Here is a 12066-nt window from a genome sequence, read left to right as displayed (position 1 = left end):
AAGCCGACCTGTTCCAGGCCGTACCGGAACTGGTGAAGGCGCTCTGAGCCACCACCACACGAAAGAGGGGCTGCGTGCCCCTCTTTTTCCGTCTGCCGTCTGCAGCTCCTGCAGCGGGCATCAGCACAGGATGCATGGGCATGCCACCGCCGCGTGGTGCCATGCCCATGGACCCTGGCGCCACAGCGGCTGCACAGCGCAGCCCGCGCGCACGCGCCGAACCCATCCCTCAATCAAACCCAAAGAGAAGGTGACAAGATGAGTTACACAGCCCCCGTCAAAGACATGCTGTTTGCCATGGAACATCTGGCTGGTATCGAGCTTGTGGCGCAGATCCCCGGCTTCGAAGATGCCGGTCTGGAGACCGCACAGGCCGTGCTGGAAGAGTGCGCCAAGCTGTGCGAAGGCGTGGTGGCACCGCTGAATGTGCCGGGCGATGTGAACCCCTCTGCGTGGAAAGACGGCAAGGTCACCACCACCCCCGGTTTTGCCGATGCCTTCAAGCAGTACGCCGAAGGCGGCTGGCAGGGCCTGCAGCACCCCACGGACTTCGGCGGCCAGGGCCTGCCCAAGACCATTGGCGCGGCCTGCATCGAAATGCTCAACAGCGCCAACCTGAGCTTTGCGCTGTGCCCGCTGCTGACCGATGGCGCCATCGAAGCGCTGCTCACGGCCGGCAGCGATGCGCTCAAGACCACCTACCTGGAAAAGCTGATCTCCGGTCAGTGGACCGGCACCATGAACCTGACCGAACCCCAGGCTGGCTCCGATCTGGCCCTGGTGCGCACCAAGGCCGAGCCCCAGCCCGATGGCACGTACAAGGTGTTCGGCACCAAGATTTTCATCACCTACGGTGAGCACGACATGGCCGAGAACATCGTCCATCTGGTGCTGGCCCGCGTGGCCGGTGCGCCCGAAGGCGTGAAGGGCATCAGCCTGTTCGTGGTGCCCAAGTTCCTGGTCAATGCCGACGGTTCGCTGGGCGCGCGCAACGACGCGCACTGCGTGTCCATCGAGCACAAGATGGGCATCAAGGCTTCGCCCACGGCCGTGCTGCAGTTCGGCGACCACGGCGGCGCCATCGGCTACCTGGTGGGCGAGGAAAACCGCGGTCTGGAATACATGTTCATCATGATGAACGCGGCGCGCTACGCCGTCGGCATGCAGGGCATTGCCGTGGCCGAGCGCGCCTACCAGCACGCCGTGGCCTACGCCAAGGACCGCGTGCAAAGCCGCCCCGTGGACGGTTCGGTCAAGGCCAGCGCCACCATCATCCACCACCCCGATGTGCGCCGCATGCTGATGACCATGCGCGCCTACACCGAAGGCTGCCGCGCCATGGCCTCGGCGGCCGCCGCGGCCTACGATGCCGCCCACCACCACCCGGACGCCGAAGTGCGCCAGGCCAACGCCACCTTCTATGAATTCATGGTGCCGCTGGTCAAGGGCTACAGCACGGAGATGAGCCTGGAGGTGACCAGCCTGGGCGTGCAGGTGCATGGCGGCATGGGCTTCATCGAAGAAACCGGCGCCGCGCAGTACTACCGTGACGCCAAGATCCTGACCATCTACGAAGGCACGACCGCCATCCAGGCCAACGACCTGGTGGGCCGCAAGACCGCACGCGATGGCGGCACCTCGGCCAAGGCCATTGCCGACCAGATCGCCAAGACCGAAGCCGCGCTGCGCGCCAGCGGCACGGCCGATGCCCTGGCCCTGGCCCAGCGCCTGCAGACCGCGCGCGAAGCCTATGTGCAGGTGGTGGAGTTCGTGGCCGGCCAGACCAAGGCCAGCCCCAACGCCGTGTTCGCCGGAAGCGTCCCCTACCTGATGCTGACCGGCAACCTGGTGGCCGGCTGGCAGATGGGCCGTGCGCTGCTGGTGGCCCAGGACAAGGCCGCCCAGGGCGAGGATGTGCAGTTCATGCAGGCCAAGGTGGCCACGGCGCGCTTCTATGGCGACCACATCCTGACCAAGGTGCCGGGCCAGGCCGAGTCCGTGCTGCACGGCGCCGATGCGGTGATGGCGCTGCCGCACGAAGCTTTCTAAATCGGAGTTATCAAAAAAGTGAGCTGGAGTCGCTTGTGTGGCAGGCACTCCAGCCTTTTTTTGTCATATTAGAACTTTTAGAGGAGACATCGTCATGTCCAAGATTCCTGCGGCGCTGCAAAAACTGGCGCTGCCCGTCATCGGATCGCCGTTGTTCATCATCAGCAACCCCAAGCTGGTGATCGAGCAGTGCAAGGCCGGCATCGTCGGCTCCATGCCGGCACTCAACGCGCGCCCTGCGGAACAGCTGGAAGACTGGCTGGCGGAAATCACCGAAACCCTGGCCGCCTGGGACAAGGCCCATCCCGAACAGCTTTCGGCTCCGTTCGCCATCAACCAGATCGTGCACAAGAGCAATGACCGCCTGGAGCACGACATGCAGGTCTGCGCCAAGTACAAGGTGCCCATCGTCATCACCAGCCTGGGCGCGCGCGAAGACGTGAACCAGGCCGTGCACGGCTGGGGCGGCGTGGTGCTGCACGACATCATCAACAACAAGTTCGCCCGCAAGGCCATCGAGAAGGGCGCCGATGGCCTGATCGCCGTGGCAGCTGGTGCCGGCGGCCACGCCGGGGTGAAAAGCCCGTTTGCCCTGATCCAGGAAATCCGCCAGTGGTTCGACGGCCCGGTGGCACTGTCCGGCTCCATCGCCACCGGCGATGCCGTGCTGGCCGCCCAGGCCATGGGTGCAGACTTCGCCTACATGGGTTCGGCCTTCATCGCGACCGAGGAAGCACGCGCCGCTGATGACTACAAGCAGGCCATCGTGGCCGGCAATTCGGACGATGTGGTCTACAGCAACCTGTTCACCGGCGTGCACGGCAACTACCTGGCCCCGTCCATCCGCGCGGCCGGCCTGGACCCCGACAACCTGCCGGTGTCCGACCCCAGCGCCATGAACTTCGGCTCGGGCCGCACCAAGGCCTGGAAAGACATCTGGGGCTGCGGCCAGGGCATCGGCGCCATCGACCAGGTGGTGCCCACGGCCGAACTGGTGGCGCGCCTCAAGCGCGAATACGCTGCCGCCCGCCAGCGCCTGCAACTGGCCGCGGCCTGAGCCCTGCGCCTGAGCCCTGCGCCTGCGTCCCTGTGCACCAGTCTGGTGCGAGACTGGACGCGCTTGCGCTGATAGTTACAATTCGTTTGCCCCGGTAGGCCCAGGTCTGCCGTGCGCAGCCGCCAAGCCCCTGTGTGCCATTGCCCTCTGCCAAGAGGGTGCTGTACCGCAGGGGTTTGTCTTTTTTTTGCGCGCTCCGTGGAGCGCGGTTTCCTGTTTTTTCTCTATGCAACTGAAATCCCTCGGCGCCGTGGCGCTGGCATCGCTGGCGCTGGCCACTTCCGTACAGGCCGCTGAACCCACGCCCCAGGCCGTGACCGACATGTTCCTGAAGTCCATCGTGCACATCGATGCCAAGTCCATGGAAGCCCTCAACGCCTACCTGCGCCCGGCGCGGACCTTTCCCGGTCAAGGCGATTTCATCAATGTGAAGGAAATGCTGGAAGTCGACCGCGACTACGCCAAGGAAATGGCGGCCACCTTCCTGGAAAACGTGAAGCTGAACGACGCCGACAAGAAGGCCCTGGAGCCGGCCGCCGTGCAACTGTTCGCCAACGTGCGCGATTCGCAAAAGCGCATCACCTGCACCATGGGCCAGCCCCAGAAGGTCACCGAAGGCGTGCATGCCGAGATGCTGGCCGTCAACGTGCCGTTCAAGTGCCTGGCGCCCAACCCGCCGGAAAAGGTCGTGGCCTTCCTGCAGCGCGCAGGCGCTGCCAAGTGGGACCTGGCCCAGTACCGTGAAAACGTGCAGACCCTGGCCAAGGGTTTCGAAGCCGCGCCGCTGACCCAGGTCTGGGAAGCCGAGTTCCCGCTGGCCACCGAGAAGAAAAAAAAGCCGCTGGTGTGGCAGAACAACTTCCCGCGTGAAACCATCGACGTCACGCCGCTGCAGTACTGATCAGCATTCGGCGGACCTGCACCCCTGCCGGTGGCCCCGCCACCGATGCGGTGCAGACCGCTACCGTGACCCTCGACCCCGGTGGGGCGGCGGTGTGCCATCGCCCGTCCCCCGCCGGTGCCAGCGGCACCCGCACACAAGCGCCCCTCGGGGCGCTTTTTCTTTGCCTGCATGCAGCGCAGGGTGACAGCCACATGAAACCGGCGTTAACCCTGTTGCTGTCCGGGTGAATTGATGGAAATCAACGCCGCAGTGTTTCACTCGACTACCTGAGCCAGCGTGGAAGTTGTTTTGCAGAAACCCTAGCATCTGCATAAATTTCAGTAAATACTGAAAATTCAGAAACACATGAAATCGACTGACTTCGATCAAACGGCAGGCGCACCAGCAGGCACACCCCAGGCTTCACGCCTGCGTGCCGACCGCGGCACCGCGTGGTCGGTGCTGGCGTCGCTGCTGTGGCTGCCCCAGGCGGCATTGCTGGCAGCCGCCGTGCAGTGGATTGCCGAAGGGCGGTCTGCTGAAGTCGGGCGTCTGGCACTGGGCCTGCTGGTGCTGGGGGTGGCCAAGGCGGTCTGCGACGGCCGTGGCATGCGGCTGAGCTTTGATGCCGCCCGCACCCAGCTGCAAACGCTGCGTGCCCAGGTGGTGCAGCAACTGGCCGGCAGCTCGCCGCTGGACACGCAGCGCGTGCCGTCCGGGCAGGCCGCCAGCGCGGTGGCCGAACAGGCCGAAGCCATCGTGCCCTGGCTGTCGCGTTACCAGACGGCCATGTGGCGCACGACCGTGGTGCCACTGGTGCTGCTGCTGGCCGTGGCCTGGCAGTCCTGGGTGGCGGCCCTGATCCTGCTGGTGGCCGCGCCGCTGATCCCCGTGTTCATGGCCATCGTGGGCTGGCGTGCCCAGGCCGCCAGCGAGGCGCACATGGTGCAGCTGGGCCAGATGAACGCCTTTTTGCTGGACCGCCTGCGGGGCCTGACCACGCTGCGTGCCCTGGGCGCGGTGGATGCCACCGCACAGCGCCTGCGCGCCCATGCTGAATCGCTGCGCCAGCGCACCATGCGCGTGCTGCGCATCGCCTTTCTGTCCTCTGCCGTGCTGGAGCTGTTTTCCGCGCTGGGCGTGGCCATGGTCGCCGTGTATGTGGGCTTTCACCTGCTGGGTTATCTGGAGTTCGGCACCTGGCATGGGCGGCTGAGCCTGGGCGAAGCCCTGTTCGTGCTGCTGCTGGCACCGGCTTTCTTTGATCCGCTGCGCGAACTCTCCGCCGTCTGGCATGACCGCGCCGCCGGCACCGCCGCGCTGCAGACCCTGCAGCACATGGCCCGCAGTGCCCAGCCTCTGCCGGGCGCGCTGGCGGAAGCACCCTCCCCGGTGGATGCCGCCCCGGCCCGCGTGACCCTGCAGGCACTGAAACTGCCCCTGTCGGCGGCCGCCACGCCGCTAGTGCCGGTGGATGCAGACATCCAGCCGGGCGAGCATGTGGCCCTGTGGGGTGCCAGCGGCAGCGGCAAATCGCTGCTGCTGGCCCAGATCGCCGGCCTGTTGCCCATAGACCAAGGGCAGGTGCTGGTCGATGGCCTGCCCATGGCCGATGCTTCGGCACCGGCGCTGCGCCGCCGCATGGCCTGGATGGGCCAGCACCCGCATGTGTTCGCTGGTTCGGTGGCGCGCAATATCAGCCTGGACCGCCCCGATGTGGCAGGGGCAGACATTGCCCCGGCCTTGCAGCAGGCCGGCCTGGACACGGTGCTGCAGGCACGGCCCAGCAGCAGCCTGGGCGAAGGCGGGCAGGGCCTGTCGGGCGGCGAAGCCGTGCGCCTGGCCCTGGCGCGCCTGGCCGTGGCCGCCCCCCATGCCGGCGTGCTGCTGGTGGACGAACCCACGGCCCACCTCGATCCCGCCACGGCCGCGCAGGTCACGCACGCGCTGCTGCAGCTGGCTCAGGGCCGCACCCTGGTGGTGGCCACCCACGATCCGCTGCTGGCCGCCCGCATGGACCGGGTGGTGCAGCTGCAAACGCAAATTCAAACCCAAACCCCGGAACAAGTCCCAGCGCCAGCATCCGTTCAGGCGCAGGAGGGTGCGGCATGAAGCGCACACGTCCCTCCCTGGGCGCCATGCTGGCAGCGCTGGCTGCCATGGCACCGCGCCGCCTGTGGTTGGGCGGCATGGCGCTGGCCTGCCTGACGGTGCTGATGGGCATGGCCCTGCTGGGCCTGTCCGGCTGGTTCATTGCCGCCACGGGGCTGGCCGGGCTGGTGCCGGCCACGGCCCTGGTGTTTGACGTGTTCATGCCCAGCGCGGGCATCCGGCTGCTGGCCCTGGGACGCACCGCCGCCCGCTATGGCGAGCGCCTGGTCACCCACGATGCCACGCTGGCAGTGCTGGCCGCGCTGCGCGAGCGCCTGTTCCGCAGCTGGGCACCGGCAGGTGCCGCCTCACAGCTGCGTCTGCGCCCGGCGCGCTGGCTGCAGCGCCTGACCGGCGATGTGGATGCGCTGGACAGCCTGTACCTGCGCCTGGCCGTGCCCCTGGTGTCCGCCTGTGGTGCGGCGCTGCTGGCGGCCGTGGTGCTGGGCGCCATGCACTGGCCGCTGGGCCTGCTGCTGGGGCTGTGGCTGCTGCTGGTCGGCACCGGCATGGCCGTGGTGCTGGCGTGGCGCGCCCGCCGGCCCGCATTGCGCCGCGCGGCAGCGCTGGAACGGCTGCGGTCCCAGGCCGTGGACCTGGTGGCCGGGCAGACCGATCTGCTGATGGCGGGGCGCCTTCCGGCCCAGTGCGCGCGCCTGGCGGCGACCGAGGCCTGCGTGGCCCAGGCGGACCGCCAGCTCAACCGGCTGGAGGCGCATGCCACCGCCGCCTATGGCGTGGTCAGCACATTGACGGTGGTGGGCGTGCTGCTGGCCGTGGGCTGGCTGGCCGAGCGTGGCGTGATCGGCGCCCCCGGTGCCGCCCTGGCCTTGCTGGTGGCCCTGGCCGCGATGGAGCCGTTTGCGGCACTGCGCCGGGGCGCCGTGGAGGCAGGCCGTACCTGGCTGTCCATCCAACGGCTTGCGCCCCAGGTGGTGCCGGCCCAGGCGGTGGCCGATACCGCCGTGCACTTGCCGCAGCCCGGTGCGGCTGCCGTGCTGGAGCAGGTCAGCGCCCGGCACCAGGGCAGTCCGCGCTGGGCCCTGGAGGTCGTGAGCCTGCAGATCCCGGCCGGCACCCAGGTGGCGGTGGTGGGCGCCAGCGGCGCCGGCAAAAGCACGCTGCTGTCGGTGATTGCGGGCGAGCTGCCCGCCACGCAAGGCCATGTGGCCGCGCAGCCCAGCACCTGGTTGACCCAGCGCACCGAACTGTTCCAGGACAGCCTGCGGGACAACCTGCTGCTGGCCTGCCCCGGCGCCAGCGACGAACGGCTGTGGCAGGCGCTGGAAGACGCGGGCCTGGCCAGTGATGTGCGCGCCATGCCCCAGGGGCTGGAGAGCCGGCTGGGCGAGGGCGGGCTGGGCCTGTCAGGCGGGCAGGCGCGCCGCCTGGCGCTGGCGCGGCTGCTGCTGCATCCGGCCCCGTGCTGGCTGCTGGACGAGCCCTCCGAAGGATTGGATGCTGCCACCGCGCGGGACGTGCTGGCTTGCCTGCGGCGGCAGATGAAAGGGCACACCGTGATTGTGGCTACTCACTTGCGCAGAGAGGCGGAAAGCGCCGATCGTCTGCTCTGGGTGGATGGCGGTCGCTTGCTGGGCGACGCCCGGCGCGGCACAGCGGATTTTGACAAGCTGCTGGCACGGCTGCGCGATGACGCCGCCACCCCTGCAGCGCATGCAATGGCCAAGGGTTTTTAAGAGAGAAAGGAATTCCCCATGGACCTCGACATCGTCGACTTATCGCGGCTGCAGTTCGCGATAACGGCGCTCTACCACTTTCTGTTCGTGCCGCTGACACTGGGCCTGTCGATTCTCATCGCCATCATGGAGACGGTGTTTGTGATGACCGGCCGCACCATCTGGCGCGACATGACCAAGTTCTGGGGCGTGCTGTTCGGCATCAACTTCGCCATGGGCGTGGCCACGGGCGTGGTGATGGAATTCCAGTTCGGCATGAACTGGAGCTACTACAGCCACTACGTGGGCGACATTTTCGGCGCCCCGCTGGCCATTGAAGGCCTCATGGCCTTCTTCCTGGAAGCCACCTTCGTGGGTCTGTTCTTCTTCGGCTGGGACCGGTTGAGCAAGGTCAAGCACCTGATCGTGACCTGCCTGATGGCCATCGGCACCAACTTCTCGGCGCTGTGGATCCTGGTGGCCAACGGCTGGATGCAGAACCCCGTGGGCGCCGCCTTCAATCCGCAGACCATGCGCATGGAAGTGACCGACTTCTTTGCGGTGCTGACCAACCCGGTGGCACAGGCCAAGTTCGTGCACACGGTCTCGGCCGGCTATGTGATGGCCTCGCTGTTTGTGCTGGGCGTGTCGGCCTGGTATGTGCTCAAGGGCCGCCACCTGCACCTGGCCAAGCGCTCGATGACGGTGGCCGCCTCGTTCGGTCTGGCCGCCTCGCTGTCGGTGGTGGTGCTGGGAGATGAGTCCGGCTACCTGTCGTCCGAACACCAGAAGATGAAGCTGGCCTCGATCGAAGCCATGTGGGAAACCGAGCCCGCACCGGCGGCCTTCACCGCCATCGGCTTCCCGGACCGTGAAGCGCGCGAGACCCATTTCGCCGTGCACATCCCTTGGGTCATGGGCCTGATCGGCACGCGCTCGCTCAATACCGAAATCCCCGGCATCAACCAGCTGGTGAGCAACGCCGAAGGCTATATCCGCAGCGGCATCGACGCCTATGACGCGTTGCAGACCATCCGCAGCGCCAAGTCGGACGCCGAAGTCCCCGCCGAGGCGCGCGCGCGCTTCGAGGAAAAGGGTGTCTACCTGGGCTACGCGCTGCTGCTCAAGCGCTATGTAGACGACCCGCGCCAGGCCAGCGCCGAGCAGATCCAGAAGGCGGCGAACGACACCATTCCCCCGGTGGGCCCGCTGTTCTGGAGCTTCCGCGTCATGGTGGCCCTGGGCATGTTCTTCATCGTGCTGACCGGCACCTTCTTCTGGCTGTCCGTGCGCCACAAGCTGGATGCCTACCCCTGGCTGCTCAAGGTGGCCGTGCTGTCCATCCCGCTGCCGTGGATTGCCGCCGAATGCGGCTGGGTGGTGGCCGAGCTGGGCCGCCAACCCTGGATCATCGAAGGCGTGCTGCCCACGGCCATGGCGGTCTCCCACCTGGGCGCCGGCACGTTGCTGCTGACCATTGCAGGCTTTGTGCTGATCTACACCGTGCTGCTGGTGATCGAGCTCAAACTCATGGTGCGCGCCATCCAGAAGGGGCCGGAGCATGAGAGCGAGCCGCACCTGAGCTTCTACGAACCCATGATCCAAAAGCTGGCCCGCGCCCGCTGAATGCAAGCAAGGAGTACACGCAAATGATCTTGCATGAACTGATTTCGTATGACGTGCTGCGCGTCATCTGGTGGCTGCTGCTGGGCGTGCTGCTGGTGGGCTTTGCCGTGACCGACGGGTTCGATCTGGGCAGCATGGGGCTGCTGCGCGCCACGGCCAGGACCGATGTGGAGCGCCGCACCGCCATCAACGCGGTCGGCCCCGTGTGGGAAGGCAACCAGGTGTGGCTGATTCTGGGCGGCGGTGCCATCTTTGCCGCCTGGCCGCAGCTGTACGCGGTGTCCTTCTCGGGCTTTTACCTGGCCATGTTCGCCGTGCTGGTGCCGCTGATCCTGCGCCCCGTGGCCTTCAAGTTCCGCAGCAAGCGCGAAAGCGCTGGCTGGCGCAACGGCTGGGACTGGGTGCTGTGCATCACCGGCCTGGTGCCCGCACTGCTGTTCGGTGTGGCCGTGGGCAATGTGATCCTGGGCGTGCCCTTCCGCCTGGGTGACGACATGCGCATCTACTACGACGGCAGCTTCTTCGGCCTGCTGACCCCGTTCGCGCTGCTGTGCGGTCTGGTGTCGCTGTCCATGCTGCTGATGCACGGTGCGTCCTGGCTGGTGTTCAAGACCGAGGGCGAAGTCGCCCGGCGCGCAGCCAGGTATGGCGTGCTGTTTGCGCTGCTGACCACCGTGCTGTTCGCCGCTGCTGGCGTGTGGCTGGGCAGCATCAACGGCTATGTCATCACCAGCGAGATCAGCCATGTCGGCCCCTCCAACCCGATGAACAAGACCGCTGCCGTGGCCGTGGGCGCCTGGATGCACAACTTCCAGTCCTACCCCGCGTTGTGGCTGGTGCCCGGCATCGGTCTGGTCATGCCGCTGATCGTGGCCCTGGGCCTGCGCAGCCGCCGTGAATGGCTGAGCCTGCTGGGCAGCGGCCTGGCGATTGCCGGCATCATCCTGACCGTGGGCGCCGCCATGTTCCCCATGATCCTGCCGTCCACCGTCGATCCGCGCTTCAGCCTGACCGTGTGGGATTCCTCCTCCAGCCACGTGGTGCTGTTCATCATGCTGGTGTGCGTGCTGATCTTCCTGCCCCTGATCCTGGCCTACACCAGCTGGGTGTACGCGGTGTTGCGCGGCAAGGTCGATATCGCTGCGATTGCCACCGGCAAAGGCCACTCTTACTAACCGGTAGAAAGGAATTCGATATGTGGTATTTCGCGTGGATTCTGGGCCTGCCGCTGGCCGCTGCTTTTGCTGTGCTCAATGCCATGTGGTACGAGCTGATGGATGACGAGGCCACCCGCCGCCGCATCCTGGAGCGCACCAGCAAGCTGCCCGAATAAGGGGCCGCAGGCATGCCACCCGCGCACTGCGGGAGGTGCCGGCGGTGCGCAGTGCGCGCTTTGGTCGCCCGCTAGGGTGTGCCGACAAGGCCTGGTGCTGTGATGGCGCCAGGCCTTGTGCTTTGGGGCAAGGGCAGCAGCGCCGAGGCGCTGCCCACCGGCTTTGTACGGCCGTTGACATCTGGTCATGCAACAAAGCGTGTGCATGCAGTGCACAGCCACCGATTGCTGCTAGGGTAGTCCGGTCAAGATTCCCATCTCTATCGCACAGCAAGGAGGAGCCGTGATGGAAGCGCGCAGCGAACCGATTTCCCGCCAACACCACCGCAAGCAGGGCCTGGGCACCACCGGCCGATGGGCGCTGGTGGCCGTGGTGTTGCTGGGAGCGGGCTATGCCGGTTGGCACTATTGGGGCAGGGCGCCAGCGGCTCCCGAAGCACCACCTGTCGCGGCACCTGCCCCCGCGGCCCCGGCGCCTGCCGTCACGGAACCGGCTCCGGCAGCGCCTGCGGCGGAACCGGCCGCTGCCGAATCCCACCCGATCGAGCCAGCCGCCGATGCCCAGGGCCGCCCGCCGCTGGCCGGTGGCGATGGTGACGGTCTGGCCCAGGCCGTTACCGACTGGCTGGGGCGTGAACGCACGCTGCGCTTTGTCGCCACCGACGCTCTGGCCCGCCGCATTGTGGCCACGGTGGACAACCTGGCACGCAGCCAGGCGGCGTCCCGGCTGTGGCCGCTGCACCCGGTGGGCGGGCGCATGGTGGTGACGCAGACCGACGACGGCCGCATGGAGATCGCCCCCGCCAACGCCGCGCGTTATGAGGCCGTGGTGCGCTTTGTCGTGGGTCTGGATGTGGAGCAGGGTGGCGCCTTGTACCGCCGTGTCTACCCGGTGCTGCAGCAGGCCTATGAAGCGCTGGGCTATCCCGGCCAACGCTTCAACGACCGTCTGGTGGCGGTGATCGACCACCTGCTGCAGACCCCCGAACCTCCCGGGCCGCTGGCCCTGAAACTGGTGCAGGTGCAAGGCCAGCTGGCGTCCCAGCAGCCCTGGCTGCGCTACGAGTTTGCCGATGCGGATCTGCAAGCGCTGTCGGCAGGGCAGAAGATCCTGCTGCGCATGGGCGTGGAACACACCCAGCGCATCAAGGCCCAGTTGCGGGCGCTGCGGGCGCAGATCACCCGGCGTTGAGCAAAGGATCGTTGTGGGTGCGCACGGTGTGCTGCACACGCAAAAATGGCCTGCAATTGCAGGCCATTTTTTGTTCAGTGCAGCGGTGCGGTAGCCGGT

At 67.0% G+C, this 12066-nt stretch carries 9 protein-coding genes; all 9 read left to right on the top strand.

Annotated elements, in window-relative coordinates:
* The first annotated feature begins 258 nt into the window (after positions 1–258).
* On the top strand, positions 259–2049 hold the full coding sequence (locus B3349_RS08920; protein ID WP_291588303.1) for an acyl-CoA dehydrogenase: 1791 nt from the start codon (positions 259–261) through the stop codon (positions 2047–2049).
* 94 nt (positions 2050–2143) lie between these two features.
* Positions 2144–3106, top strand: coding sequence for an NAD(P)H-dependent flavin oxidoreductase (locus tag B3349_RS08915; RefSeq protein WP_291588302.1), 963 nt, complete (start codon positions 2144–2146; stop codon positions 3104–3106).
* A gap of 226 nt (positions 3107–3332) precedes the next feature.
* A complete protein-coding gene (locus B3349_RS08910) occupies positions 3333–4007 on the top strand; it encodes a hypothetical protein (protein ID WP_291588301.1) in 675 nt (224 codons plus the stop codon).
* Positions 4008–4355: 348 nt separating this feature from the next.
* A complete protein-coding gene (gene cydD, locus B3349_RS08905) occupies positions 4356–6101 on the top strand; it encodes a thiol reductant ABC exporter subunit CydD (protein ID WP_291588300.1) in 1746 nt (581 codons plus the stop codon).
* A complete protein-coding gene (gene cydC / locus B3349_RS08900) occupies positions 6098–7837 on the top strand; it encodes a thiol reductant ABC exporter subunit CydC (RefSeq protein ID WP_291588299.1) in 1740 nt (579 codons plus the stop codon). The genes cydD and cydC overlap by 4 nt, the downstream gene beginning before the upstream one ends.
* Before the next feature lie 18 nt (positions 7838–7855).
* The gene (locus tag B3349_RS08895) at positions 7856–9442 is read left to right on the top strand and encodes a cytochrome ubiquinol oxidase subunit I (RefSeq protein ID WP_291588298.1); all 1587 of its coding nucleotides are present in this window, start codon (positions 7856–7858) and stop codon (positions 9440–9442) included.
* A gap of 23 nt (positions 9443–9465) precedes the next feature.
* A complete protein-coding gene (cydB, locus tag B3349_RS08890; protein WP_291588297.1) occupies positions 9466–10617 on the top strand; it encodes a cytochrome d ubiquinol oxidase subunit II in 1152 nt (383 codons plus the stop codon).
* A gap of 20 nt (positions 10618–10637) precedes the next feature.
* Positions 10638–10775 carry a cytochrome bd-I oxidase subunit CydX gene (gene cydX / locus B3349_RS08885; RefSeq protein WP_066534155.1) on the top strand — a complete coding sequence of 46 codons (138 nt, stop codon included), beginning with the start codon at positions 10638–10640 and terminating at the stop codon, positions 10773–10775.
* 286 nt (positions 10776–11061) lie between these two features.
* Positions 11062–11967, top strand: a complete 906-nt coding sequence (locus tag B3349_RS08880; protein ID WP_291588296.1) for a DUF3014 domain-containing protein — start codon at positions 11062–11064, stop codon at positions 11965–11967.
* The last annotated feature ends 99 nt before the right edge of the window (positions 11968–12066 follow it).

Source organism: Comamonas sp. UBA7528, assembly GCF_002479375.1.
Classification (GTDB): domain Bacteria; phylum Pseudomonadota; class Gammaproteobacteria; order Burkholderiales; family Burkholderiaceae_C; genus Comamonas.
Note: the sequence above shows the minus strand (reverse complement) of the source record. Positions and strands in the feature narration are given on the sequence as shown.

Coding starts and splice junctions, on each gene's coding strand:
- B3349_RS08880 (WP_291588296.1), top strand. CDS start 11,062: ATGGAAGCGCGCAGCGAACCGATTTCCCGCCAACACCACCGCAAGCAG.
- B3349_RS08915 (WP_291588302.1), top strand. CDS start 2,144: ATGTCCAAGATTCCTGCGGCGCTGCAAAAACTGGCGCTGCCCGTCATC.
- B3349_RS08920 (WP_291588303.1), top strand. CDS start 259: ATGAGTTACACAGCCCCCGTCAAAGACATGCTGTTTGCCATGGAACAT.
- cydD (WP_291588300.1), top strand. CDS start 4,356: ATGAAATCGACTGACTTCGATCAAACGGCAGGCGCACCAGCAGGCACA.
- B3349_RS08910 (WP_291588301.1), top strand. CDS start 3,333: ATGCAACTGAAATCCCTCGGCGCCGTGGCGCTGGCATCGCTGGCGCTG.
- cydX (WP_066534155.1), top strand. CDS start 10,638: ATGTGGTATTTCGCGTGGATTCTGGGCCTGCCGCTGGCCGCTGCTTTT.
- B3349_RS08895 (WP_291588298.1), top strand. CDS start 7,856: ATGGACCTCGACATCGTCGACTTATCGCGGCTGCAGTTCGCGATAACG.
- cydB (WP_291588297.1), top strand. CDS start 9,466: ATGATCTTGCATGAACTGATTTCGTATGACGTGCTGCGCGTCATCTGG.
- cydC (WP_291588299.1), top strand. CDS start 6,098: ATGAAGCGCACACGTCCCTCCCTGGGCGCCATGCTGGCAGCGCTGGCT.